Origin of the sequence: Sporolactobacillus vineae DSM 21990 = SL153, from assembly GCF_000377985.1 — a bacterium.
Classification (GTDB): Bacteria; Bacillota; Bacilli; order Bacillales; family Sporolactobacillaceae; genus Sporolactobacillus; species Sporolactobacillus vineae.
In genome coordinates, this window is the sequence record NZ_KB899043.1 from 70973 (window position 1) to 97252 (window position 26280).

General features: G+C 51.2%; 29 protein-coding genes. 3 read left to right on the forward strand and 26 right to left on the reverse strand.

Features of this window, described 5'->3' with window-relative positions; translation table 11 throughout:
• Positions 1–77: 77 nt before the first annotated feature.
• A complete protein-coding gene (locus tag D889_RS0102535; RefSeq protein ID WP_010630262.1) occupies positions 78–368 on the forward strand; it encodes an acylphosphatase in 291 nt (96 codons plus the stop codon).
• 136 nt (positions 369–504) lie between these two features.
• Here D889_RS0102535 and D889_RS15550 read toward each other — a convergent pair whose 3' ends face one another.
• From D889_RS15550 to cymR, 23 genes are all read right to left on the reverse strand, one after another.
• Complete coding sequence (locus D889_RS15550; protein WP_018962118.1) at positions 505–645, reverse strand: hypothetical protein; 141 nt, start codon at positions 643–645, stop codon at positions 505–507.
• 333 nt (positions 646–978) lie between these two features.
• Positions 979–1767, reverse strand: a complete 789-nt coding sequence (locus D889_RS0102550) for an SDR family oxidoreductase (protein WP_010630263.1) — start codon at positions 1765–1767, stop codon at positions 979–981.
• 59 nt (positions 1768–1826) lie between these two features.
• Positions 1827–2051 carry a YrhC family protein gene (locus D889_RS0102555; RefSeq protein ID WP_010630264.1) on the reverse strand — a complete coding sequence of 75 codons (225 nt, stop codon included), beginning with the start codon at positions 2049–2051 and terminating at the stop codon, positions 1827–1829.
• Between the two features lie 150 nt (positions 2052–2201).
• A complete protein-coding gene (locus D889_RS0102560) occupies positions 2202–3338 on the reverse strand; it encodes a bifunctional cystathionine gamma-lyase/homocysteine desulfhydrase (RefSeq protein WP_010630265.1) in 1137 nt (378 codons plus the stop codon).
• A gap of 27 nt (positions 3339–3365) precedes the next feature.
• The gene (locus D889_RS0102565) at positions 3366–4280 is read right to left on the reverse strand and encodes a PLP-dependent cysteine synthase family protein (protein WP_010630266.1); all 915 of its coding nucleotides are present in this window, start codon (positions 4278–4280) and stop codon (positions 3366–3368) included.
• Positions 4281–4401: 121 nt separating this feature from the next.
• Positions 4402–5148 (reverse strand): 5'-methylthioadenosine/S-adenosylhomocysteine nucleosidase, encoded by a 747-nt coding sequence (gene mtnN, locus D889_RS0102570; protein WP_010630267.1) that lies wholly within the window; start codon positions 5146–5148, stop codon positions 4402–4404.
• Between the two features lie 26 nt (positions 5149–5174).
• On the reverse strand, positions 5175–5819 hold the full coding sequence (locus tag D889_RS0102575; protein WP_010630268.1) for a class I SAM-dependent DNA methyltransferase: 645 nt from the start codon (positions 5817–5819) through the stop codon (positions 5175–5177).
• Positions 5820–6171: 352 nt separating this feature from the next.
• Positions 6172–6759: a YrrS family protein gene (locus tag D889_RS0102585; RefSeq protein WP_010630270.1), complete on the reverse strand. Its 588-nt coding sequence runs from the start codon at positions 6757–6759 to the stop codon at positions 6172–6174.
• A gap of 269 nt (positions 6760–7028) precedes the next feature.
• Entirely contained in the window at positions 7029–7499 is a 471-nt protein-coding gene (gene greA / locus D889_RS0102595) for a transcription elongation factor GreA (protein WP_010630271.1), read from the reverse strand.
• Positions 7500–7556: 57 nt separating this feature from the next.
• Positions 7557–8192, reverse strand: coding sequence for a uridine kinase (udk, locus tag D889_RS0102600; RefSeq protein WP_010630272.1), 636 nt, complete (start codon positions 8190–8192; stop codon positions 7557–7559).
• The gene (locus D889_RS0102605) at positions 8189–8926 is read right to left on the reverse strand and encodes an O-methyltransferase (RefSeq protein ID WP_010630273.1); all 738 of its coding nucleotides are present in this window, start codon (positions 8924–8926) and stop codon (positions 8189–8191) included. Before D889_RS0102605 ends, udk begins: the two co-directional genes overlap by 4 nt.
• The gene (gene mltG, locus D889_RS0102610) at positions 8908–9999 is read right to left on the reverse strand and encodes an endolytic transglycosylase MltG (RefSeq protein ID WP_010630274.1); all 1092 of its coding nucleotides are present in this window, start codon (positions 9997–9999) and stop codon (positions 8908–8910) included. The genes D889_RS0102605 and mltG overlap by 19 nt, the downstream gene beginning before the upstream one ends.
• A 128-nt stretch (positions 10000–10127) precedes the next feature.
• A complete protein-coding gene (locus tag D889_RS0102615; RefSeq protein WP_010630275.1) occupies positions 10128–10442 on the reverse strand; it encodes a DUF1292 domain-containing protein in 315 nt (104 codons plus the stop codon).
• Positions 10429–10872 carry a Holliday junction resolvase RuvX gene (gene ruvX, locus D889_RS0102620; protein WP_010630276.1) on the reverse strand — a complete coding sequence of 148 codons (444 nt, stop codon included), beginning with the start codon at positions 10870–10872 and terminating at the stop codon, positions 10429–10431. Before ruvX ends, D889_RS0102615 begins: the two co-directional genes overlap by 14 nt.
• Positions 10869–11129, reverse strand: coding sequence for an IreB family regulatory phosphoprotein (locus tag D889_RS0102625; RefSeq protein WP_018962122.1), 261 nt, complete (start codon positions 11127–11129; stop codon positions 10869–10871). The genes ruvX and D889_RS0102625 overlap by 4 nt, the downstream gene beginning before the upstream one ends.
• Positions 11130–11205: 76 nt before the next feature.
• A complete protein-coding gene (gene alaS / locus D889_RS0102630) occupies positions 11206–13848 on the reverse strand; it encodes an alanine--tRNA ligase (RefSeq protein ID WP_010630278.1) in 2643 nt (880 codons plus the stop codon).
• A 215-nt stretch (positions 13849–14063) separates the two neighbouring features.
• Complete coding sequence (locus D889_RS0102635; protein WP_010630279.1) at positions 14064–15125, reverse strand: AI-2E family transporter; 1062 nt, start codon at positions 15123–15125, stop codon at positions 14064–14066.
• Positions 15126–15201: 76 nt separating this feature from the next.
• Positions 15202–15399, reverse strand: coding sequence for a hypothetical protein (locus D889_RS0102640; RefSeq protein WP_010630280.1), 198 nt, complete (start codon positions 15397–15399; stop codon positions 15202–15204).
• 214 nt (positions 15400–15613) lie between these two features.
• Positions 15614–17929, reverse strand: a complete 2316-nt coding sequence (gene recD2, locus D889_RS0102645; protein ID WP_010630281.1) for an SF1B family DNA helicase RecD2 — start codon at positions 17927–17929, stop codon at positions 15614–15616.
• A 43-nt stretch (positions 17930–17972) separates the two neighbouring features.
• Entirely contained in the window at positions 17973–18650 is a 678-nt protein-coding gene (locus tag D889_RS0102650) for a tetratricopeptide repeat protein (RefSeq protein WP_010630282.1), read from the reverse strand.
• A 30-nt stretch (positions 18651–18680) separates the two neighbouring features.
• Positions 18681–19814, reverse strand: a complete 1134-nt coding sequence (mnmA, locus tag D889_RS0102655; protein WP_010630283.1) for a tRNA 2-thiouridine(34) synthase MnmA — start codon at positions 19812–19814, stop codon at positions 18681–18683.
• Positions 19811–20977, reverse strand: coding sequence for a cysteine desulfurase family protein (locus tag D889_RS0102660; RefSeq protein WP_010630284.1), 1167 nt, complete (start codon positions 20975–20977; stop codon positions 19811–19813). Before D889_RS0102660 ends, mnmA begins: the two co-directional genes overlap by 4 nt.
• Before the next feature lie 154 nt (positions 20978–21131).
• The gene (gene cymR / locus D889_RS0102665) at positions 21132–21554 is read right to left on the reverse strand and encodes a cysteine metabolism transcriptional regulator CymR (RefSeq protein WP_010630285.1); all 423 of its coding nucleotides are present in this window, start codon (positions 21552–21554) and stop codon (positions 21132–21134) included.
• A gap of 263 nt (positions 21555–21817) precedes the next feature.
• On the opposite strand from cymR, the gene D889_RS0102670 reads away from it, so the two are divergent.
• Together D889_RS0102670 and D889_RS0102675 are read left to right on the forward strand one after the other, a co-directional pair.
• Entirely contained in the window at positions 21818–23155 is a 1338-nt protein-coding gene (locus tag D889_RS0102670) for a replication-associated recombination protein A (RefSeq protein WP_010630286.1), read from the forward strand.
• A gap of 150 nt (positions 23156–23305) precedes the next feature.
• The gene (locus tag D889_RS0102675) at positions 23306–24007 is read left to right on the forward strand and encodes an RsfA family transcriptional regulator (RefSeq protein WP_010630287.1); all 702 of its coding nucleotides are present in this window, start codon (positions 23306–23308) and stop codon (positions 24005–24007) included.
• A 132-nt stretch (positions 24008–24139) separates the two neighbouring features.
• Here the strand turns inward: D889_RS0102675 and D889_RS0102680 are convergent, their stop codons facing one another.
• The 3 genes from D889_RS0102680 to D889_RS0102690 are packed head-to-tail and all read right to left on the reverse strand — an operon-like array spanning position 24140 to position 26224.
• Positions 24140–25342 (reverse strand): bactofilin family protein, encoded by a 1203-nt coding sequence (locus D889_RS0102680; protein WP_010630288.1) that lies wholly within the window; start codon positions 25340–25342, stop codon positions 24140–24142.
• A complete protein-coding gene (locus D889_RS0102685) occupies positions 25339–25800 on the reverse strand; it encodes a type II secretion system protein (protein WP_010630289.1) in 462 nt (153 codons plus the stop codon). The genes D889_RS0102680 and D889_RS0102685 overlap by 4 nt, the downstream gene beginning before the upstream one ends.
• Before the next feature lie 13 nt (positions 25801–25813).
• Complete coding sequence (locus tag D889_RS0102690; protein WP_248676826.1) at positions 25814–26224, reverse strand: type IV pilus modification PilV family protein; 411 nt, start codon at positions 26222–26224, stop codon at positions 25814–25816.
• Positions 26225–26280 lie beyond the last annotated feature (56 nt).

The following is a 26280-nucleotide window of genomic DNA, read 5'->3' on the forward strand; positions in this document are numbered from 1 at the left end:
GCATTTCGGTTCCCTGAACTTCTCCCGAATGGTAGACTAAGGGAGAAGGGATTTACCGACAGGGAGCGGATGAATCAATGACAGGCAGAAAAAATGATGAACGCGTTCATATGATCGTCAGCGGTCGTGTTCAGGCCGTGGGCTTCCGGTTTTTCACCTTACAGACAGCAAGAGAATTCCATATAGTCGGCTGGGTACGTAACCGGGATGACGGCACTGTGGAAATCAGTGCTTCCGGATCGGGGCCGAATCTGGATGCCTTTATCCATGCCGTCCGAAAGGGGAACCGTTTCTCACGTGTTCAGAAGCTTGACGTCACTCCGGAAAAGAGTCCGGTTGTGTATGAGTCGTTTGAGATCGTCGAGTGAGCGGATCGCCCGCGGAAAGCGCGCGTCCGGAGCGAAAAACAACAAATTACGTTAACATAGCCAACAATTTAAAAGCAAACTAACAAACAGGCGGACGGGAACTTTTCGGGTTTCCGTCCGCCTGTTTGCCGAAGCATTAAAAGTATTTTCCGTAGCGCATGCGCCGTGTGATCATCTCATCCTGAAGACGATTAATCCTTTCGGCGTTCTCAACACGACTTGCCGCCGTCTGTTTCCTTCTCATGCCAATCAATGAAAAAACACGTTTCGCTGCCATTTCAGAATCCTCCTCTGATTTCCTCACATTTTGCAATGAAAGGTGTGAATCAGGAAAACCGCAACGACCCCTTGTTCTTCTTCTGTCTGAAATCGTTTCTGAATCATCTGATTGCGGCGCAAAGAACCGCAGGCCATGAATTCTATCTTCCGGTCCGCGGTCACTGATCACTTTTTTGCGCTCGTTCATCATGTATTCGTGTGTTTTATCCTGCCGGCAAGCCCTTCATGGGACCAGCAGGATGGTTGCTTCGTTCACGGTTCATCCTGACGCAAAAGCTATTGTATGGCATGGCATCGCGAAAGTAAACCCTTTTACTGATTGTCGCAATTTTTAAATGCTTCGTACTAGTCCGCCATCAACAAGCAGTGACTCACCGGTCACATACGTACTTGCCTCAGAGACCAGGAAAGCGGCAACCTTGCCGAACTCCTCCGGCCGTCCGTAGCGATGCAGCGGAATTTCAGCTTCGGAAGCCCGCCGGATTTCCTCTTCCGTTAGGCCAGTACGCTCGCTCTGCTTCCTGTTCAGTTCCTTCACCCTGTCGGTCAGAATGCGCCCGGGCGCCAGCGTATTGATCAGGATCCCCTGGTCTGCCAGCTCTTCAGAAAGCGTCTTGGTCAGACCGACAATCCCAAGCCGGAATGTATTGGACAGTACAAGACTGGCAATCGGTCTTTTAATCGATGACGAAGCAATGTTCAGGATCCGCCCTCCGCCGGCCTTTTCCATTAAAGGAACGGCTGCACGGATCATCCGGACATAACTAAGCAGATTGAGTTCGAAAGCCTGCTGCCACTGACGGTCTGTCAGCGACATAAAAGGGCCGCTCGGTGGTCCGCCGGCATTATTCACTAAGATATCCAGAGCACCGAAATGCAGATCAACAAATTCAACGAGTGCATTGAGGTCGTCTTTCTTTGAAACATCGGCCGGATAGTAGGTTACATTCCCGTTCACCAGCTGATCAAGTTCTGCATCCGCCGCTTTCAGATGTTCTGTACTGCGGCTGGTCAGAATAACCTCCGCACCCTCCAGGACGAACTGCTTAGCCACGGCAAATCCAAGCCCTTTGCTTGAGGCCAGCACCAGCGCCCGTTTTCCTTTCAAACCAAGATCCATGTCTGACACCTCTTTCTGCTTGTTCGTCCTTATATCATAGCAGAAAGAAGGAGAAAAATTTACTGATGCAGTTTTTGCCGCAGAATGACAGTTCTCCAGTAAAACAGTCCGGAACTGATCAGGAACAGGAAACTCGAGATCTGCAAAACGAGGAGATCGGCCGGTTCATGATATTGCGGTAATAAGGAACCGACGTATAAAAATGCACCGGCAGACAGGCAGATCAGTCCTGTCCTTCTGCAGTCGGCGATTCCGTCAAGAATCTTTTTCTCGTATTCTGTCATCATACCATCCCCCAGTCGTCTTAAACTGTAACATGGATAACGATGGAATTGACAGGGCAAGTTCTGGTAATACGGCCGCATCAGGAATTGGAGAAAATTAAAAAAAACGGGCACCGGAAAACGGTGTCCGAATACTGCGTATCTAATTGGTCAGTCCTCAATCGCCTGTTTCAGATCGGCAACCAGATCGTCTCCGTCTTCAATGCCGACGGAAATACGAATCAGGCCGTCCGTAATCCCGAGTTTATCCCGACGCGGTTTGGGAATTGACGCATGGGTCATCTTTGCCGGAACAGAGATCAGGCTCTCGACTGCGCCGAGACTTTCCGCAAGTGTGAAATACTTTGTCCGGGCAAGCAGCCGGTCGGCAGCCTCGCTGCTCCCGACGTCGAAGGAAATCATGCCGCCGAATCCGTCTGCCTGACGGGCGGCAAGTTCATGTCCCGGATGATTCTTCAGGCCAGGATAGTAAACCCTCTCAACTTTCGGATGGGCATCAAGGAATGACGCGATCTTCCGGGCATTGCTTTCAATCTGTTCCATCCGGAGTGCCAGCGTTTTGACGCCGCGGATGAGCAGCCAGGCATCCTGCGGTCCGGGGACTGCACCGACAGAATTCTGAATAAAGCCGACCCGTTCTGCCAGTTCCTCAGAGTTCACCGCAACCAGGCCGGCGACCACATCGCTGTGCCCGCCGATATACTTTGTCGCACTGTGCAGCACGATGTCGGCACCGAGCTGCAATGGATGCTGCCAGTATGGTGTCGCAAAGGTATTGTCAACGATCAGCAGGAGGCCGTGCTTATGGGCCAGTTCTGCCGTCTTCTGAATATCGGTGATTTTCAGCAGCGGATTGGTCGGCGTTTCCAGATAGATCGCCCGCGTTTGATCCGTAATCGCGGCTTCCGTCTTTGCCAGATCACTGGTATCGACAAATGACGCCGAGAGTCCAAGCCGTTTAAATACCTTGTCGATGACTCTGAATGTACCGCCATAAACGTCATCGGTAATCACGATATGGTCGCCGCTGTTCAGCAGCATAAGTACGGATGAAATGGCCGCCATTCCGGAACCGAAGGCAAATCCGCCCTTGCCGAATTCCAGTTCATTAATCAGCACTTCCAGAGCATGACGGGTCGGATTAGCCGTCCGTGAGTAATCATAGCCCTTGGTCTTGCCGACAGCCTCCTGTTTATAGGTACTGGTCTGGTAGATCGGTACCGTGACACTGCCTGTATATTTATCTCCGAAAATTCCTGCATGAATGACTTTCGTCTTTGGCTTCACAACATTCTCTCCCTCTGGTTCTGCTTTTCAACCATAAATATGTTCACTAAGATAGCGTTCGCTTGAATCCGGAAACACTGCAACGATGTTGCTCCCCGGTGCTGCTTCGGCCGCTTCAAGGAGTGCTGCATGAAGCGCTGCTCCTGATGAACTGCCGACGAGCAGCCCTTCCTGAGCGGCCACTTCACGAAGCCGCCGAAAAGCATCATCGTCGCTTACCGTATGAATTGCGTCGAAAAGATCCGTCTTGACAAAGTCAGGAATAAATTCCATTCCGATGCCTTCTGTCCGGTGCGGTGCCGATTTTCCCCCGTTCAGAATGGATCCGACTGGTTCGACGACGACGGTTTTGACAGCCGGATTCTTCTGCTTCAGAAATTCTGCCGTACCTGTGAAAGTACCGCCCGTCCCGGCACCGGCAACAAAAACACTGACATTGCCGTCAAGATCTTTCCAGATCTCGGGACCCAGTGTTTCGGCATACGTACCCGGATTATCAGGATTAGCAAACTGATTCGGGCAATAACTGCCGGGGATCTCAGCAACGAGCTGCCGGGCCCTGGCGATTGCCCCTTCCATGCCCCGTTCCGTCTGCGTATGAACTACTTTTGCGCCGAGCGCCCGCATCAGGATCTGTTTTTCCGCACTGAATTTCTCAGGGACGCAGAAAATCACGTGAATGCCCTTGCCGATCGCTGCCAGAGCGATACCGATCCCGGTATTGCCGGCTGTCGGCTCGATCAGTGTACCGCCCGGCTTCAGCTTGCCGGAAGCAAATGCTTTAGCAACAAAGTTCTCGCCGAGACGATCCTTGACACTCCCGCCCGGATTGAGGTATTCGCATTTTGCAAACAGGCGCACGCCTTCAGGTATTTTAAAAGATGTCAGTTCAACCAGCGGCGTATTGCCGACCAGTTCATGAACATTCCGATAGATGGTCACTTTATTTCACCCCATTTGGTTTGAACTTGTTCGTAACGGCTGCATGGACCAACAACAATAAGCCGAACTATATGGGGCGATCTGATCCATTTTGTTTTTTTCTGAAGTAAATTCCGAAAAATTATTTATTTCTGTGCCGTTCTTCATTCTGGTCTTTAGTGCTGTCACGGTGTTTGAGCTCCTTTAACAGATCGAGTAAAAATCCGGCAGAATTTCCAGCCGCCGTTTTCAGAAACTGATCAAATGTGATCCCTGACTCTTTGCCCGCAATATCGGACAAAGCCCGGATGATCAGGAAGGGCGTTCCGAACTGATAACAAACCTGTGCGATGGCCGCGCCTTCCATTTCCAAAGCTTTCAGGTCGGGAAACCACGCCTTGATTCGCCGTATCCGTTCCGGGTCATTCATGAATGAATCCCCGGTTCCAATCATTCCTGATACGATCCTGTGACCGCTCAGTGCACGTTCAGCACAACGCTTTGCCAGTTGCGACAGGTCAGGATCCGGCCGGTAAACTGCCGGCATGCCCGGAACCTGTCCGTTCTTATAACCAAAAGCGGTCGCATCGACATCATGGTGAACCACTCCTGAAGAGATCACCACGTCGCCGATAGTCAAGGAAAGATCCGTCCCTCCCGCCGAACCGGTGTTAATCACAACATCCGGATGATAGCGATCGATCATCAGCGTGGTCCCAAGCGCTGCGTTGACTTTCCCGATCCCCGACTGCAGCAGCACCGTTTCGATACCGTTAATCCTGCCGGAGTAAAAATGAGAATGAGCGGTTTCCGTCTCTTCTCTTTCTTCGAGTTTATTTCTGAGTATCGCCACTTCCTCTTCCATGGCGCCGATTATTCCTACTTTCATGATTCAATTCCTTCCGTACATGATCATCAGGCCTTTTTCTTATCCGCCACAATCAGCCAGACATATTTATTCATCTGCCTGAAATAAGGAATAAAGCCATATTTACGGAACAGTCCGTAAAGTTCCTTTCTGAGGGGGTAATACTCGGTCTGCAGGTCTTTCAGCAAATTGAGATAACCATTCTCTTTTGCTTCGTGCTGAATCTGCTGTCTGGCAAATTCGCTGTCGAATAAAGTATCTGCAAAGACTATTCTACCATTTTCTGCGAGCAATGAAGCATAATTTCGAATGGCCAGTTCCTTCTCCGCGTGCGTCAGGTGATGAAAGGCATAGGAACTGGTAATTGTGTCCACGGGTACTTCAGGTACCCTGAAGCTTAGAAAATCACCATCGGCGAGCACCATTTCCGGAACTTTTTCGGCAGCAATTTTCCGCATGTTCTTCGACGGTTCGATGCCATAGACTTTCAGGCCCCGTGCAAGCAGTTTTCGACTCAGATTACCGGTCCCCGGGCCGAATTCAAGCACGGTACCGCGCCCCTGTTCCGCAACCTCCGAGAGAATCTTGTCATAATTATAAAAAACCTCTCTGTATTCAGGATCTTTCCCTGCCACAGACTGGTCATAGCTGTCCGCCCACTGATCAAATGCATGTATGAATTCGCGCCCCATAACTTGATCACTCCAGAATTTTTTGATCAATCCATACAATCATAGTATGTTTAATTGGATTAACGGTATCAATTTACCACTTTTTCTGATGATGAGCAATCTTTTATTACTGTATTGTGTCTTATGGAGCACTTTCCAAAACAGCTCAGGACCGAAACACTCCCCCTGAAGACCGTAAAACTCCTGACGAAGGCCGAAAATCTCGCGATGAAGACCGTAAAACTTACTCTGAAGACCGATAAACCGTTCCGGCTGCCACTTGTACGTTCGGGAACTGCTTAAACATGCCGCAGTCATTCACCTAAAAAAAAAGAACCACCCGTCAGGATGGCTCTGCTGCAATCGTGTTCATTTACTGCGGCTTCTGAACGTGATCCGCCTGCCATTTACCGTTGCTGTAAGTCAGATGGACGACAAAGACAGAACCCTGATCACTCTTTGGTGAAACTCTCGCCAGCGAACTGTTCGGCGAACCTCCGTTGCCGAGCCAGTGAACGGTCATGCCGTCCACACCGATTCCGGTGGCATCGGAAATTGCTTTCACCTGCGCATTCCAGTCCGGAGTGCCGATATCATAAGACGTCTGATGGCTGGAATCCGCAGGCGTCGACGATGACGACGATGACGAGGCACTGCTGTCGTTGGAAACCTGATCCGACGAAGACGACGACTGGCTGCTCTGAGCATCGGAGGAAGATGAACTGCTGCTCTGGCTCTGTTGTGACGACGAATCTGATGAAGCCGTCTGGGATGACGATGCGCCTGACTTCGGCGCAGCAGCCGGTTGGTTCGATGTATTGAACACGACAATAAGAATGATACATCCGATTGCCAGAATCAGCAGCGAAATAATGCCGATCATCCAGTTCAGGACGTGATCTGCTTTATTTCTCCGCTGTTCCATGCGGGATGAGGCACCATTTCCCCTGTGGTTTCTCATTCTCCTGTCCTCCTGTACGTTATGCCTTTCATGAACCCTCAGAATTTCTGTTTTAAAAAGAGAAACTGCCGCGGGCGTGCTGCTTATTTCCGGATCTTTTTATATTTTTCGGGATCTAAAGCCGGTCATGTCGGTGAACGGCCACAAACCGGTGTTTTCCTGATTTTCTACATTATGCCTGAACTGTTCAACTATTCCGGACACATTTAATGAACCCGGATGCATTTTTGCATTCCGGACAGCACTCCCTGTTCGAAAAGAAAACAAGTTTATTTCACATTGAGAATCTTGACACGAATGTCGCCGCCCGGTGTGCTGACGCTGACTTCTTCGCCGACGGACAGGCCGATCAGTCCCTTGGCCATTGGCGAATCATTTGAAATCTTCCCGGCAAAAGGATCCGATTCCGCACTGCCGACGATCTGATAGGTTTCTTCATCGCCATCGGGAAGTTCCTTGAAAGTAACTGATTTCCCGATTTTGACGACATCGGTCGACTCATCATCTTCAATGATGACCGAGTTGCGGATCATTTGTTCCAGTTGCTGAATCCGTGATTCGACAAAAGCCTGTTCGTCTTTCGCCGCATCGTACTCGGAGTTTTCCGAAAGGTCGCCGAAACCACGGGCGATCTTGATACGCTCAACGACTTCTTTGCGCTTTTCGGTTTTCAGGTAGTTCAGTTCCTGTTCCAGTTTTGCCTTGCCTTCAGCCGTCATGTAATGAAGCTTCTCAGCCATTTACAAACACACTCCTCTAAGATAATTCCAAATCCGGAAGATACGCGGACCTTCTGATTACCCTTTTTTACTGTTCAGAACGGCGCGAATCTTAGTTGCCATCAAATCGATCGCGACCGTGTTTTTTCCGCCTTCGGGAATAATAATATCCGCATAGCGCTTGGTCGGTTCAACAAACTGAAGATGCATCGGGCGCACTGCCGTCAGGTACTGGTTGATAACCGATTCGACGCTGCGGCCACGCTCGCGTGTGTCGCGGAGCAGCCGGCGGATAATGCGGAGATCCGCATCTGTATCGACGAATACCTTGATGTCCATGAGATCCCTGAGACGGCTGTCTTCCAGGATCAGAATGCCCTCCAGAATGATGACATCCTTTGGTTCAACGGGTACAATTTTATCAGATCTCGTATGTACTGTATAGTCATACACTGGTTTTTTTATCGGCTGGAACTCAAGCAGCTGCTTGATCTGGTCAATCAGCAAATCCGTATCGAAAGCCAGGGGATGGTCGTAATTAGTCAGGAGACGTTCCTCAAAAGGTTTCTCCGACTGGTCTTTGTAATAGGAGTCCTGCTGAATGACGGCGATTGTTTTGTCCGGGAAACATCTGTAAATTTCCCGGGTTACGGTCGTCTTCCCGGATCCGGACCCCCCGGCGACGCCAATAACAATCGGCTTCTTCTTTTTCATTCCCATCCCTCCGCAGATTCAGAAGCTTCCTTCTTCGTGCTGATCGCCAGGCCGTCGCCGACCGTCAGAAAAACAGTCTGAAAATTCGCCTGTTCCGAGAGAAAGTGATTGAAATCATCGACCTTTTCAACCAGCCGGCGCAGCTGCTTCTTACGCACACCGGGAATATTAGTGACAAGACCATGGAAAAAGACATTATCTGTCACAATAATGCCGCCGGGCCGGAGCATCTGCGCATACTCTAGAAACAAGTGTTCATACTGCGCCTTGGCTGCATCAATCAGGATCAGATCGAAAGGAGCATGCTCGCGAACGTCTGCCAGATGATCGGTCGCATCGCCGGTAACGATATGAATAGATCCGCTGAAACCGGCTGTCCGAATATTTTCCCCGGCTTCCCGGATCATCTCCGGATCCCGTTCCACTGAAAAAATTTCTGCGTCCTTCCCCGCCGCGATCTTCATCCGGATTGCCGAGTAGCCGATGGCTGTGCCCAGTTCGAGAATCTTCGCGGCCCGGGTCCAGCGGATCAGCTGCTGAAGCAGGGCCATAGAAGACGGATGCATGATCGGAATATAGATCCGGCGGGCCTTCTCCTCCATCCCCTTAAGCAGCTGATTCTCCGGTTGCGTAAAATGAGCTGCGTACACAGCGAGCTTCTCAAAATCAGTACTCAAGTTCGTCTTCCTTTCCTTAACCTGATCATCCTGCTGCGTCACGATTTGCTTGCCCATTCATGACCGTATTTCCGGATGATTTTCTGATGCTGGGCATACGTCTTCGAATAATAGACTTTCCCGTTCGGACGTGCATAGAAAAACAGGTTGTCCGACTTAACCGGATGCAAAACCGCATCGAGCGCATCCGGTGCGGGACTGCCGATCGGTCCGACAGTGAGCCCTTTCCGGGTGTAGGTGTTGTACGGCGTGTCCGTTGTCAGATCATGTTTTGAATAATTGGTGATCCTCCGCTGCCGGCCGTACGCTACTGAAGGATCTGTCTGCAGCTTCATGTTTAATTTCAGTCTGTTGTTGAAAACGCCGGAAATTTTCCTGCGGTCCGCAGCATTGGGTGCCTCCTGCTCGACCAGTGATGCCATTGTCAGGATCCGGTGAACTGAGCCGAGCGGGCTTTTCTTAATTGCAGCAGCATTCTTTTTAAGTTCGCTGCCGGTCTCATCGAGCATCGGACGGACCATCTGATCGAGGGTCAGCGGTTTTTTCCCGGCTTTAAACCGGTATACGCCGGGAGCCAGGTAGCCCTCCAGCGGATAATCAATGCCCTTGGTCAGTATGGCACGGGTCAGGAACGGATAGGCCGGCATGTAGTGCTTCTGTACATAAGAACGGCTTCGCAGATCGCTGAGCAGTTCTTTTTTGCTGATACCCGATACCCGCGACATTTGATTCGCCACTTCACTGACCCACATTCCCTGTCGGACATCGATCAGCAGGATCAGCTCAGGATGCTCGCCCTTTTTCAGGAGCTCCATGATTTCACCGACAGACATTTTGCGGCTGAACGCATAGGTTCCCGAATGATAATTGTTCAGATGATTCCAGCGAACATAGAATTCAAGAGCCCACGCTTTTTTTACCAGTCCTTTCTTTTCCAGCAGCCGGGCAATATCGGATACCGAGGCACCGGAAGGAATCTTCACCGTAACTTCCTGAGTGCTTCGCGAATCAACCGGACGCAGCAAATTCTCATAATAGGCGGCAAACCCCCACGCGGAAAGCGCGACGAGTATCACCAGGCATCCGGCAATGATCAGAGCCAGACGCCATCTTTTCTTTAACCTCGTCAAAAAGAATTGCTCCTCTCCTCATAAGTACCTCATCCATTATACACTTCCCCGGAAAGGCTACCGCCCGGTCCGGCGCAGGTCTTGTCAAGGCAATAGGAAAGCCCTTGTTAACGGCAAGGGCCCAGATATTACTCTTCTTCACTGAATGTGTTGATCATTTCTTCCACCATGTCCCACTCTTCATCGGTGTCAATCGGGAACAGTTTGAAATCATCGCCTTCCCCTTCGTAGCGGAAGGCAAAGACTTCTTCACCATCATCGTCCTCTTCTTCGCCGTTTTGATCAGCAGCTGTGACAACGACGTAGGACTTGTCCGTTTCCGGAACATCAAAATAGAAAAGGACGTCAAACAAATCTTCTCCGCCGTCGGGATCGGGAATGACGATCCGGTCCTCTTCTTCACTGCTCGGTGTAAAGATCGGGTAATGGTTATGCTCGCTCATCGCTTTTTTGCTCCAATCCTTTTTTATCAAGATAGCTTTGCAGAATCAGAACTGCAGCTTCTTTATCAATGACCTTTTTCCTTTTCTTCCGGCTCAGATCGGCATCGATCAGAATGCGTTCCGCCGCAACTGTGGTCAGGCGCTCATCCCACAACATCACCGGAAGATGGAATTTCTTCTTCATACTCTTCGCAAAGCCTCTTGATGCTTCTGCCCGTTGTGATTCTGTACCGATCAAATCCCGGGGAAGGCCGACCACGAGACTTTCGACTTCATACTGGTGAATCAGTTCGCCCAGCCGGTCGAAAAGCAGGTTCTTTTTATGCTGTACGTAATGGACGGTTTCAATTCCCTGAGCGGTCAGGCCAAGCGGGTCGCTGACCGCTACGCCGACGGTGACGGAGCCGAAATCAAGGCCCATGATCCTCATTCTTTGTCCCACTTCTTCTTCAGGTAATACGTAACCAGTTCCTCAATAATCTCATCACGTTCAATCCGGCGGATCAGTTTTCGGGCATCCTTATGTCTCGGAATATAGGCCGGGTCGCCTGAGATCAGATAACCGACAATCTGATTGATTGGATTATAGCCCTTTTCTTCAAGCGCGTCATACACTTTGAACAGCACATCATGTACATTATGCCTGTCCGGCCCGCCAAAATTAAACATCATCGTCTTGTCCATCATCCATCATCCCCTGTTAAAGCTGGAATTTCTTGCTGATGTTAACCAACACAGAAGCCAATCCGGCTTTTACATCCGTTCAGTGCGCCGCGACGCTTTCGATCAGCCCGGCGACAGAGGCCAGCGCGTCCGGGACTTTTTCAGGAAAACGGCCGCCTGCCTGAGCCATATCCGGACGGCCGCCGCCGCCGCCGCCGCATAGTCCGGCAACCTTCTTGATGATCTGCCCGGCGTTGAAGCCCTTTTTCACCAGATCTCCGGTGACACCGGAAACGAGCAGAACTTTGCCTTCCTCAACAGCAGCCAGGACGACAATCAGCGACTGGAAATGATTCTTCAGATCGTCCGCCATGGTTCTCAGTCGGTTCATATCGACGTTGTCGACTTTAGCAGCAATATACTGCACATCCCCGGCTTTCCGGACAGACTGTTCCAGTTCCCTGGCTTTCGCATTGCCGAGTTTCGCCATCAGTGCTTCATTATCCCGTTCGAGATCATGAATCTGCTTCTGAAGCGTCGTGATACGGTCCGGCAGCAATTCCACTGTTGTTTTTGCCTGAGCCGCAACGGATCTGAGTTCTGCTTTGTTCCGGTGCATCCACTCATAAGCCTTCCGGCCGGTCAGCGCTTCGATGCGGCGCGTCCCTGCGCCAATGCCGCTTTCTGAAACGATCGTGAATAAACCCAGTTCAGCGGTATTCCCGACATGACAGCCGCCGCACAGTTCACGGCTGTAATCACCGGCACTGACCACGCGGACCATTTTCCCGTATTTTTCTCCGAACAAGGCCACCGCACCGGTCTTCTTTGCTTCATCTATCGGCATTTCTTTAGTTGTGACCGGCAGCTGTTCCCATATTTTCTCGTTAATGATCCGTTCCACTTCCTCAAGCTCCTTTTCAGTCACCTGAGTATAATGGGTGAAATCGAATCGCAGCCGGTCGGCCGATACATAGGAGCCGGCCTGATTGACATGCCCACCCAGTATATCCTTCAGCGCCTGGTCAAGCAAATGCGTTGCCGTATGATTCTTCTGGATCGACAGACGGGCGGCCTTATCAACCGACGCGCTGACCCGGTCGCCGATATGGATCTCACCGTTTTCCACGATGCAGGAGTGAAGATTTTGCCCGTTTGGCGCCGTCTGCACGTCTGTTACACGCAGCCGGACAGCCTCGCTGCTGATCGACCCGGTGTCCGCCACCTGACCGCCCATTTCCGCATAGAACGGGGTCCGGTCGAGCATCAGTTCCACATGATCGCCTTCCGAAGCACTGTCGACCGGCGCATTTTCCTTAACCAGAGCAATCACCTTCGCATCATCGAGGACAAACCGGTCATAGCCGACGAACTGACTGGATGCCGTGATATCGCGAAGCGTACTGCTCTGAACCTGCATCGATTTATCATTGTGTCGTGCCGCTCTCGCACGGTCGCGTTGCTTCTGAAGCTCGGTTTCAAAGCCTTCCTGGTCGATCCCAAGGCCCTGCTGATGTGCGTATTCCTCAGTCAGCTCAACGGGGAATCCATAAGTATCATACAGTTTGAAGACATCGGCACCGGCGAGCTGCGATTTTTTCTCCGCTTTTGCCTGTTCGATCTTCCCTTTAAGGATCGCCATGCCGTCATGGATGGTGACCTGAAAGCGTTCTTCTTCGCTGCGGATAATTTTTTGAATAAATGGTGTCCGGTCGCTGACTTCTTTGTAATAGTCCTTCATGATCGCAGCGACTACCGGCACCAGTTCATAAAGGAACGGCTTTTCGATCCCGATATCCATCGCATAACGGGCGGCACGCCGGATCAGACGGCGCAGGACATAACCGCGCCCCTCATTTGAAGGCAGCGCGCCGTCGCCGATCGCAAAAGAAACCGCTCGGGCATGATCCGCAATCACTTTAAACGGGATGTTTTTCCCGCCTTTTTTATATTTTACCCCGGAAATCTCTTCTATTTTATGAATGATCGGCAGAAACAGGTCGGTATCGAAGTTCGTCTCTGCGTGCTGAATCACGCTGACCATACGTTCCAGTCCCATGCCGGTATCAATATTCTTCTTCGGCAGCGGAGTGTGCGTCCCGTCCGGATTATGATTGAACTGCGAAAAAACGAGATTCCAGACTTCGAGATAGCGCTCGTTCTCTCCCCCGGGATACAGTTCCGGATCGTCCGGATCATTGCCGAACGCTGCGCCGCGGTCATAAAAAATTTCTGTGTTCGGGCCGCTCGGGCCTTCGCCGATATCCCAGAAGTTATGCTCCAGTTTGATAATCCGGTCATCCGGCAGTCCAATCTTCTCATGCCACAGCTGATAGGCATCTTCATCTTTCGGATAGATGGTTACCGACAGCCTGTCCGGATCAAATCCGATCCAGTCCGGACTCGTCAGAAATTCCCAGGCCCAGGTGATGGCTTCTTTTTTAAAATAGTCGCCGACAGAAAAGTTCCCCAGCATTTCAAAGAATGTATGATGGCGGGCCGTATAGCCGACGTTCTCAATATCATTCGTGCGGATCGCTTTCTGCGCGTTGCAGATCCGCGGGTTTTTCGGCACGATCCGGCCGTCAAAATACTTTTTCAGCGTAGCCACACCGCTGTTGATCCAGAGAAGAGAAGGATCATCGACCGGTATCAGCGAAGCGCTCGGTTCGACGGTATGCCCCTTTCCCTTGAAAAAGTCCAAAAACATCTGTCTGACCTCAGATGAACTGAGTTGTTTCATCACTTGAACCCCCACTCCAATAATCAAAAACCAAAGGCGGCGAATTAAAAAAGCCCTCATCCCATCATCATGAAAGGACGAAAGCTTCCCGTCTGAACCTATCTTCCATGCCGCATGAAAAGCAGGACAGCCGTGGCCGTCGGGAAGAAAACCGCTAAACCGGTTCTCTTCGTCTCGTTTTCATTATTCTGCCGCTATTATAGATGACATTTCCCTTATTTGTCAATCAGATGACGTTTCTGTTGCAAGTGCCGGAAACAGGTCCGGATCACAATAAACGCAGGAATCGCCAGCAGCATTCCGACAATGCCTGCAATCTCACCGCCGATACCCAGCGAAAGCATGATGTAAAGGGGGTGGATATCGGCACTTTTTCCGACAATCAATGGTTCAATCACGTTGCCCTCCAGGAACTGGATGATCAGAATCATGATGATCACACCGACCACTTGATAGGCAGACTGAGTCGCGGCCATCAGGAGCGCCGGCGCCGCCCCGATCAGCGGACCAAAGTAGGGAATCAGGTCCGTCGCTCCGATAAAGAGCCCGAAGACGATCGGGTACGGCACCTTCAGCAGCCAGAGGCCGATCGATGCCATGACGGCCAGAACGGCGCAGACTGTCAGCTGCCCCCGGATATATTCACCGATAGAGTGGTCCATTTCCGCCAGCAGCGATGCGGTCTGCGCGCGCCATCTTTTCGGAACAAGGTGCAGGGCGCCCCGCTGAATCCGGTCGGCATCTTTAAGAAAGTAGAACGCAAGGAACGGAATAATGATCAGGGTAAACAGCGACTGAATGACACCTGAACACCAGTCCATGATCCGGTCGGAAATATGCCCCAGATTCTCACGGATCCGGGCCAGTGCTTTGTTGACCTGATCATGAACCGCCTCCGGTGTCACGCCGTAAACATGATCGACCTGCGTCTGATAGATTTGCTCATATTTCGAAAATTCCCTGTTCAATCCACTGATTTCGTGAATGAAGACCGGCCCTCCCTTAACTACAGCAAAACCGACAAGTCCGAAGAAGACCACATAGATCGCCAGAATCGCCACGGAGCGGTTAAATCCGGCCCGGATCAGCCGGTTGACCAGCGGATGAAGCAGATAAGCCACCACTCCGGCCGCCGCAAACGGAAGCAGAACCCGCAGGATAAAAAGCAGCAGCACACTGAGCAGCGGAATCAGCCGGTAAAACAGGTAGCCGTTCAGAAACAGCAGCAAAATAATCAAGAGTATTTTCATCCATTGCAAAGCGGGCCACTTCCGCATGGTCATCCCTCCATGCTTCATGTTGCCCACTATCCGCCGAATTCATCAGGCAGAAGGATCGATGATCGAAAGATGGTCAGAAACCGTTCGCCTTGGCTTCACGTTCCGATTCTTTAAACAAGTCATTCAGTGTCGTCAGACTGCCGTCCTCTTCGATCTGGCTGAGCGACAGTTTCCCGTCAGTCAGGGTCAGTTCAATAAAACAGTTCCAGCAGTAATACTGATTGATCCCGAGTTTGCCGATATTCTTGTTCCCGCAGTTAGGGCATTTCATCTGTTTTCACCTCCACTGCATCGTCGTCATCGGATGATGCATTCATTGGGTTACTCGCATCCATGTCCAAAAAAGGAGCGTTATATACCTGTCATTGAAAAAATAAAAAAAAGGCTCGCTGTACCTGCAGGAGTCGCTTGCCCTTTGCTTGAAATCAATGGAGTGGCAAAAACAACATTATTTTTTCTATTATGAGCATCGAGCGGGAAAAAGTTTATTGCGGGGTGTTATCGGCTGAAGAAGCAGCACGGTCTTCTGCGCGCAGCCGTTCCTGAAGCTTACGGGCGAGATTGGAATGGCGGCCGTTGCTGTCGCTCGTATCCACAGCCTGGCGGAAAGCCTGCTCATCGCCGCAGAGCATCAGAAAATCTTTGCTGCGGGTGACGGCCGTATAGATCAGATTGCGCTTGAGCATCCGGTGATAGCCGCGAACAACCGGCAGAATGACAATCGGAAATTCACTGCCCTGAGCTTTATGAATCGAGCAGCAGTAGGCCAGTGTCAGCTGGTTCAGGTCGTGCCTGAGGTACTTGACTTCCGTCCCGTCGAACGACACAACGACGGTGTCTTCCTTATCCGTTGTTTCCTTTGCTTTCAGGATCGCGGCAATCTCACCGATGTCGCCGTTATAAACCTGATCGTCAGGGTTATTGACCAGCTGCAGAACTTTGTCATGGATACGCAGCACGTGGTCGCCGAAAGACAGCTCCCGCTTCTGATCGGAAGCAGGGTTGAAAAGTTCCTGCAGAGCGCGGTTCATTTTCTCAATCCCGGCATTCCCCCGATAGATCGGGGCCAGTACCTGGATGTCTTTCGGACTGTACCCTTTTTTCCGGGCTCCGGCAGCAATCTGGCAGACCACATCGGAAACCTGTGCCTGGCTGCAGCTGAAAAAGCGGCGGTCGTCCCGCGGCTGCCTGATGTCGGTCACCGAGTCATCTTTAATCTGATGGGCCAGTTCAATGATTGACGAACCTTTTGCCTGCCGGAAAATATCCGTCAGCCGGACCACCGGAATACTGCCGGAACTGAGTAGATCCGCCAGCACCTGCCCGGGACCGACTGAGGGCAGCTGATCTTCATCGCCGACGATGACCACTTTGATCTGTTCCGGCAATGATTTTAACAGCTGATTGGCCAGCCAGATATCGACCATCGACATCTCATCAACGACAAGCAATTGCCCTTCAACCGGATCATCCTCATCATGGGCGTAGTTCGAGCCGCCGGTCCAGCCGAGCAGGCGATGAATCGTTACCGCCGGAAGCCCGGTTGATTCCTTCATCCGTTTGGCCGCCCGTCCCGTCGGTGCGACGAGCAGCACCGGATACGGATGATCCTCGTCGTAATCTTTCGGCTCCAGCGACAGGCCGTTCAGTTCGGCAAACACTTCGACAATCCCGTGGATGACCGTTGTCTTTCCGGTGCCCGGTCCGCCGGTCAGGATCATCAGGGGAGAACGGATCGCCTGGCGGATCGCTTTCTGCTGACTTTCAGCATAGTGCATATCCAGCTTCTCTTCGACTTTTCCCAATGCTTCCAGAAACTCGGTTTCGGAAAATTCGTCATTGGAGGTATCCTGCTCGATCAGCTTCTGGACACCGGTGACGATCCCCTTTTCCGCATAATAGAGTTCCGGCAGATAAACGTCTTCTTCCTCACGGACAAGCTTTCCGTCCTCTTCAAGCGCATCGATTTCCCGGACCAGATCATCTTCACCGACTACAGATTCCGGCGTCGCCAGTAATTTTTCCGCGGCCTTCACGGTTTCATCATAATGCATGAAGACATGGCCGTCATTCATCGCCTGTTCATCCAGCCAGTAAAGGACAGCGGCCCGGATTCGTGCCGGGTTGTTGCCTGTGATGCCCAGAGTTGCGGCCAGCTCATCGGCCCGCTGAAACCCGATCCCGTCAATGTCTTCAATCAACTGATAAGGATTGTCGCGGATTGTCTCCAGTGTTTCATCCCCGTAAGTCTGATAGATCTTCATCGCCAGCTGCGATCCGAAGCCGAAGTCCGACAGCCCGATCAGTATTTTTTCCAGACCTTCATTTTTCATCAGGGTATCGGCAATGAATGACGATTTGTCCTTCGGCAGTCTGGGCACCTGATCGAGACAGGACGGATCATTCAGGATCTTCGTGATCGCATTGTCGCCAATGGTCGCGACAATCGTTTCTGCGGTTTTCTTTCCGATGCCGGGGAAGAGATCCCCAGACAGATACTGGACCATGCCTGCATGCGACTGCGGCAGCAGTTTGTGGTAACTGTCAACCTCGTATTGCCGGCCATATTTCGGATGTGTCTTTAACTTGCCGAAGAATTGATAGCTTTCCTGCAGATGGATGGCAGGAAAATAGCCGATCACCGTGATCTCATTTTCGTCGATCGGTTCATCGGTTTCGCTGATGTGGACGATTGCCACAGTATAACCATTCTCCGCATTCTGGAAAACGATCCTTTCCGGCTCTCCCTTAATTGAAGGGCGTTCCTCAGTAAACAGGTGCATCGATGCCTGTTCCGTCATGCTTCCCACCCCTAATCCTGCAGAATGACCGCTGCCCCGGCAGTCATTCCTGATGATCTGCGGATGAAGACTGCCGTTTGAGCTCTTTCAGCCCGTTCGCTGCCAGCAGATGCTTCGGATTTCGTTTAAGTGCTTTTTGAAAAAAAGTCTGTGCTTCTCCGGTGTTGCCCCGGAGCGTGGCCACAACGCCAAGGTTATAGCAGGCGTCGGCATGCTCCGGCTCAGCTTCAAGGACTTGATGGAACTGCTTTGCTGCGCCGTTAATCTGGCCGAAGCGGGCCAGGGCGAGTCCATACTGGAATCTCGCCTCAACATCCGATCCATTCAGTTCCACCGCACGCTGAAACGCGGCCAGAGCCTGTCCGGAACGGCCGATATTCAGGGCAGACCGGCCGATCATATAGTACAGATCACCATTTTCAAGCCCTGCTTTCTGTGCCGAGCCGAATGCATCTAGCGCCTCTTTCTCGTTTCCTGTTTCGAACAGCGCATTGCCGTAACCAAAAAAGGCTGAAGCATCCCCCGGATCCAGTTCAAGTGCACGTTTAAAAAAGGCGAGTGCCTTCTCCGGCTGGCCGACGGCGATCAAAAGATTGCCGAAATTCGTATAGCCCTCCGGATTCTTCGGTTCCTCAGTGATCGACTGATCCAGTATCCGGGCAGCTTCACTGAATTTTTTCTTCTCCAGCAGTTCCGCGACTTTCTCCATAATCGGTTTCACAATGATTCACCTCTGAAAAAGACCCGGCTCTCAGATCTGAGCCGAGTCGACAAAATCAAGTTCTGCATCCGTTCCCTGGTTGAGTACCGTGCTGATCGTCCCGCCGCCGAGGCAGGCATCGAAATCGTAAAGCACGACAGACTGGCCCGGTGTGACTGCCCATTCCAGTTCATCGAAAACCACTTCAATCCGGTGATCAGGAAGAATGTGCACGGTCACCGGGCGGTCCTTCTGACGATAACGGAATTTGGCGGTGCAATGGAACACTTTCTCTTCCGGTTCGCCGCTGATCCAGTTGACCTTTTCAGCAATCAGGCCCTGGGAATAGAGTGCAGGATGGTGCTTTCCCTCAGCAATATACAGAATATTTTTCTCCACATCTTTGCCGCAGACAAACCACGGACCGCCGGGACCGCCGATACCCAGCCCCTGACGCTGGCCGTTCGTATAGTACATCAGGCCGTCATGACGGCCCATCAGCCGGCCGTCGACCGTCCGGATCTCGCCGGGATTGGCCGGCAGATAGTGGCTGAGGAAGTCTTTGAAATTACGCTCTCCGATGAAACAAATGCCCGTGCTGTCTTTCTTATCGGCCGTTGCCAGGTGATGGTCGCGGGCGATTTCCCGTACTTCAGGCTTCTCAAGATCGCCGAGCGGAAACATCACCTTTGAAATCTGCTCCTGTGACAGCTGATTCAGGAAATAGGTCTGGTCCTTGTTCTGGTCCTGAGCCCGGATCATCCACGTCTTCCCGTCGCGCTTCTCCACGCGAGCATAATGGCCGGTTGCGACATAGTCGGCACCGAGCGCCATCGCATGATCCAGAAACGCTTTGAATTTGATCTCTTTATTACACATGACATCCGGGTTGGGTGTCCGGCCTGCTTTGTATTCGTCAAGAAAGTAGGTGAAGACACGGTCCCAGTACTGTTTTTCAAAATTCACCGCATAGTAGGGAATGCCGATCTGATTGGATACCCGCACAACATCATCATAATCTTCCGTTGCCGTGCAGACACCGTTCTCGTCGGTGTCGTCCCAGTTTTTCATAAAAATACCGACAACATCATAGCCCTGCTGCTTGAGCAGGAGGGCTGCTACCGTAGAATCCACGCCGCCGGACATGCCGACAACGACCCGCGTATGACCGGGGGATTGGGTCAAAGCCTTTCACCCGCCCTTCCTGTTTCAGTCAGTTCCCTGACCGAACGTGCAATAATGGTTCCTGCTTCAGCCACATTCTCAGGCGTGCTGCCGGCACCGAAACTGATCCGGATCGAGCTCTGCGTCTCAGGAGCGCCTTCGCCGAACATCGCGGTCAGCACGTGAGACGGTTCCACGGAACCCGCTGTGCAGGCCGAGCCGCTTGACACGGCGACGCCTTCCAGGTCCAGTTTCGTCAGCAGCGTCTCAACATGGGTCCCGGGGAAATACAGATTCAGTATCTGGGGCAGAAAATGCTCCGGATTGCCGTTAATCCGGTAATCCACATCCGAACGGTCAAGTGTCTGAAGCAGCGTCTTCCGTACCTTCAGGCAGTCCGCAATCCGGTCGGACAGGTCATCAGCCACCAGACCGACAGCTTTGCCGAGTCCGGCAATGGCCGGAACATTCTGCGTCCCGGCACGCCGCTTCCGCTCCTGATCGCCGCCGTGCGTGAAGGATGCGATATGGACCCCGTCACGAATATAGAGAAAACCGATTCCCTTCGGCCCGCCGATTTTATGTCCGGTCATCGATAACAGATCGATCGGCGTATCTTTGACATCCATATCCACGGTGCCGAATGCCTGAACCGCATCTGTGTGAAACAGGGTCCGCCGGCCGGCCAGAAGGTGCGCGATCTCCCGAATCGGCTGAATCGTGCCGACTTCGTTGTTGCCGAACATGATCGTGACGAGAATCGTATCTTCCCGCAGTTTTTCCTTTAGCTGATCAAGGGAAATCCGCCCTGTCCGGTCAACATCCAGATAATCGACGTCAAATCCCTGATTTTCAAGATATTCACAGGTTCTGAAAACCCCGTGATGTTCTATTTTTGTCGTAATGATATGTTTTCCGTATTTCTGATTTGCCAGCGCAGCACCGATGATGGCCATATTGTCGCCTTCTGTGCCGCCGCTCGTAAAGACGATTTCGCGACTGCGCGCACCAATATATTTTGCGATCGTATGGCGTGCATCATCGATGACTTTGCGCGCCTGTCTGCCGAAGGAATGGATGCTGGACGGATTGCCGATGACATTTTTATACGTATCCACCATCACATCCAGCACGTCCGGATCAATCGGCGTTGAGGCTGCATAGTCGAGATAGACAGGATCCATGCCTGTTCACTCCTTTATTTCTCTGCCGCCGAAACCCCGTTCACGCGAAACTCATGAACCGGGCCGGACGGTTTTTTCATAGGCTCTGTTCATCACGTCTGCTGCTTCTCGTTTTAGGTACTTGCTCTCTGCAACGGTCAGCACGGCTTCTTCATTAAATATAAAACATGTCCGGATCCTGGACCTGCGGATCGCTGTCGTAATGGATCAGGTCGTCCAGTGTGGTTCCCTGAAGCACATTGCGGACGGCATCTCTGATTTTCACCCACAGTTCACGTTTGGCCGGGTCGTCGTCTTCCATGACTTCCACAGGCTGAATCGGGCCTTCAAGCACGCGGATGACGTCAGCAGCCGTAATCTCGCTTGGAGACTTGGTCAGAATATAGCCGCCGTACGCGCCGCGGATACTGCTGACCAGGCCGGCATTGCGCAGCGGTGCAATCAGCTGCTCCAGATAGTGTTCGGACAGATTATGTTCACTGGCGATGGCTTTCAGAGACAATGGTCCCTTTCCTTCATTTTTTGCCAAAGCCATCATGATTGTCAGGCCGTAGCGTCCCTTCGTCGAAATTTTCATGGTAATCCTCCTTATGTATGTCCAAAGAACTCATTTGTCCTGAAAGAAACAGATGAGATGATATTATGTAAGGGGATGAGCGCAGGAATCACAAAAAAACAATGCGGCGAAGACGAACGCCTGCCGTCTGCCATGCGGTTCATCACACCAGATATGGTAAAATAAACACAGACTCTAAGTTATTATAAACGAAATCTGCCCGGCTTGCACGCAAGAAACCGGCATTTCTGAAAATTGACTGCAATGACAAAGGGATGACCGAAATGGACCTTTTTGACTTACCTGACGACTCTTCTGCCGGAATGAAGAACCGGCCTCTGGCAGACCGAATGCGCCCGCAGACGCTGGACGAATTTGTCGGCCAGGAGCAAATTGTCGGCAAGAACCGGCTGCTCCGGCGGGCGATCCAGGCAGACAAGCTGACACCGATGATCTTCTTCGGCCCCCCCGGAACAGGCAAAACGACACTGGCACATATTATTGCCAAGTCCACTTCTGCTTATTTCGAGCAGCTGAACGCGGTCACGGCAGGCGTCGGCGATCTGAGAAAAGTCATCTCCGGCGCTGAAGAACGGCTGAAATTCGACCGGCAGAAGACGATCCTTTTTATTGATGAAATCCACCGCTTCAGCAAAAGCCAGCAGGACGCCCTGCTGCCCTCCGTTGAAAAAGGCATTATTATTCTGATCGGGGCGACAACCGAAAGCCCGATGTTCGAGATCAATCCGGCACTGCTGTCACGATCCAGACTGTTCCGGTTTGTACCGCTCACAGAAGACGATATCCGCAGGATCCTGTTGAACGCCCTGCACGATAAAGAACGGGGGTATGGCAGCGAAAAGATCAGGCTCGACGCCGATGCGCTTGACCACCTCGTCCGGGTGGCCAGCGGTGACAGCCGGTCTGCGCTGCAGGCACTGGAACTCGCCGCACTGACGACCGATCCGGACAAGAACGGTGTCATTCATATCAATCTTGAAGTTGCTGAAGAATCAATCCAGAAAAAAGTGCTTCACTATGATAAAAAGGGCGATAACCACTACGACACGGTGTCGGCATTTATCAAAAGTATGCGCGGTTCCGACCCGAATGCCACGCTCTATTGGCTTGCCAAAATGATTGCTGCCGGCGAAGATCCGAAATTCATCGCCCGGCGCATCTTCATCCATGCGGCAGAAGACGTCGGACTTGCCGATCCGAACGCGATTCTTGTGGCCAATGCGGCCGTTACCGCAGTGACGTTTATCGGCCTTCCGGAAGCACGGATCCCGCTTGCCGAGGCCGCGCTCTATGTCGCTACCGCGCCGAAAAGCAACGCAGCCGTTGTCGGCATCGACCAGGCTCTGGACGCCGTAAAACATGACCGAACCGGCGAAGTGCCGATGCATCTTCGCGATGCCCATTATAAAGGGGCGGCAAAACTGGGCCATGGAAAAGGCTACCTGTACCCGCATGATTTCGAGGGCGGCTATGTCCCGCAGGCCTATCTGCCGCCGCATTTACAGGATAAAACATTCTATCACCCGTCGCCGCGCGGTTATGAACGCACCGTCCAAAAGCGGCTGGACTATTTCGCTCAGCGTGATCAGGCCGGTAAATAACCGGCGCTCTTTCAATCTCAGAAGATCCCTTGCCGGGTGTATAAAACAACTCTCGTTTGTCTATCCTTCTCGTATATTGATAAAAAAGGGAGCTTTTCGAAGAAGTCACCTAAGTTCCTGTCAGCATGATTGCCAGAAGGAGAGAATATCATGACAAAAGTGAGACAAGACGCCTGGTCGCATGAGGACGACCTGCTGCTCGCGGAAACCGTGCTGCGCCATATCCGTGAAGGCAGCACCCAGCTTGATGCATTTGAAGAAGTCGGTGACCGGCTGAACCGGACCGGTGCGGCCTGCGGTTTCCGCTGGAATGCGATCGTCCGCAGAAAATATGAGCAGGCAATAGAGATTGCCAAGAAGCAGCGCAAGCAGAAGAAGCGTGCCGAGCGGCAGACCCGTCCGGTGCGGCCGGTCGCCGGACCGGCAGTTCCGGTTATGGAGTTTGCTGAGATGGACATCCCTGAAGCAGGCCCGGCAGAAGCGACGCCGGAAACTGCTCCCCGGGAAACCGCCGGACCGGTTCAGAACACCGGATCTGCCTCATTCGGCCTTCCGGAAATTATTACTTATCTAAGAAAACTGGAAAGCGGAACATCATCGGGTTCCAGACTGGAACAGGAAAACAAGCATCTGAAAGCGGAGAATAGCCGTCTGCAAAACAAAGTTGACGAACTGGAGAAAGAAGTTGCTTCCCTTCAGAACCGCCAGCAGACCGTGGAGGACGACTATCAGGCACTGATCGGCATCATGGACCGTGCCCGCCGGATGGTTGCCTTTCAGGACCAGAGCGCCGAGCAAGGGGCAACATTCAAGATGGATCAGAACGGCAATCTTGAGAAAGTGGCGAAGTAATAGTAATTAAACTACAACATCAGATTTTTTGAATTGCTGACACGGATATGAGCGATATTTAAGCGCACTTGTCCGTGTTTTTATTTATCCTATTTTCCAGCTTTTAATTTACTTCCAACTCTGATTCATATTTCATTGATATATCGTATTCGCAGCCACCGGTTGTAAAACTGGTTTGGCAGAATTGCTCAAATCGTTCACTTGGGGATAAAAATAAATGTCTCCATGGGCACTTGTCTGTGGCGATGCCTGACCATCGATAACAACACCTCTATTAAAATAGAGTTTCGACTTATTCCCATCTTTCGGGTTGAAATCACCGTTTACATACACAGTCCGTTCAAATACTATATTACCATCTCCGCTATTATCCCTTCTGCTCATTTCTCCACCGACAAATACATAGCCTGTGTATTGATTGCCATTGCCATATGCAAGATTACCCTTAACATAGAGATTGCCGTCTACCTGAATATCTCCCTTTACAGTCAGACTGCCCTCAATATGTACATTCCCCTTAAAAACAATATTCCCTGAAATCGTTACATCCCCGTTAATGTAAACATTGTTTTCAAATGTTTTGTTCCCTGAAAAATCCATGTCGTTCGAATTTCCATAAATATCTCCGGAAATTGTGTTCCCTACAACCGGAGTGCCGCTGTCATCTTGCGTCGCCATAGGCATTCGGATGAAAGCATTTTCGACACCGCTCAAGTCAACTGTTTCCTCCGTGGGGTCAGTTTCATTTCCCGTATGATCATAAATATGAATATTGTCTTTTTTGCCCTTCCCTTGGATACCCCAGTGGCCCGGATTGACAATCACACTTCCATTCATATAAGGAAGAGACAGTCCCTGATGTTCTTCATTTCGCTGAAATTGATCATTCATCTGAATAATTTCATCTTGGGAAATGGTTCTTGTCTCATTTTGAGCGGACCCCTGCGAAACAATCTTAATCACAAACTGATGATCTGTACTCTGAATTTCTTTTTTATTGATTATTTCATATGTCGGATTGTTTGAGAGATTCAGGGTACGTTTCGGAACGCTGATATTCATGATCTGAGTCTTCAATTCATCAAATGAACTCGAATTTTCACTGGTATTGAGTGTTTGATACCACTTGTTCAATTTCAATTGATATTCCTTAAGTCCCATCTCCGCCGCATTTGTTGCCTGAATTTTAGCGGTAGACTGGCCGATTTGCCGGGAGTGGGCAAGCGTGACGCCGATAAGCATGAGGCCCATTACCGAAAAAACGGCCATGACAAGGAGAACGACTACGAGCGTTGAGCCATTTTCTTTTCTACATGTTTTTCTGATCCCGTTCATTGGCTGTCTCCGCTCCCGCCATCGCTCCATGGATAATGGAGTGTTGTGTCAAGATGAAAGCTCAAGTCTCCGTCTTCTGCGGTATTCTTTGGTTTGATTGTATAATCCAGAGCGAGATTTTTTGTGTTCTGGTTTACTTCTACGGAAACAGGTGTTCCCGAGTAGACAAGTTCGGCATCAGAAATCGTCTGGGTTTCGCCTGATTCGTCATCGTTCAGTTCAACCCGGCCATCATTAAGAGAAAGCGTAAACGGCTTTTGATTTTTATCATAGAACGCTTCAGTCAGTCGCTTCTGAACGAGATTGGCATCGCTCTGCAGATCATTTTCGGCCATCGTATGATTTGCCGATTTCTGTCCGGAAAGCCAGATACTGAAAATCAGGGAAAAACAGACGGTGGCCAGCGTCAGAACAGCCAGCAGCTCAACCAGTGTGAACCCCCTCTGACTGCCTTCCATTTTCCGGTATCTCTCATTTATCATTTGTCGTATAATAGTTGTAAAGTTCGACATATTTTGCACCATAGAAAGTCCGTATGACAACGGGCTGATTCTGATCCTCATCTTTGTTCAGAACGAAGGCGAACGTTTCATAGGAGGCATTTCCGACTGTGTCACTGCCTTCATACCGGTATTGTTTAACATTTTGCGGTGAAGACGGCGGAGCAGGCTGCGAAGCTGAAGGGGCCGGAAGGCTGTTTCCGCTCAGCACACCGGATAAATATTTCTGTGCCAGCTGCAGGGCAGTCTGCTTCGTTCCGTTGTCCGTCGTCGCCGCCTGACTCTGGATGAATACATAAGCAAAGGTAAGGATCACCAGACTTAACAGGGTAATCGATAGGATCACTTCGATGAGCGTCATGCCCTCCTGCCTATGATACATTAGTCCCGGTCCCTTCTTCTTTGAATTTCATTACCTATTTTATACGGAACGGTAAA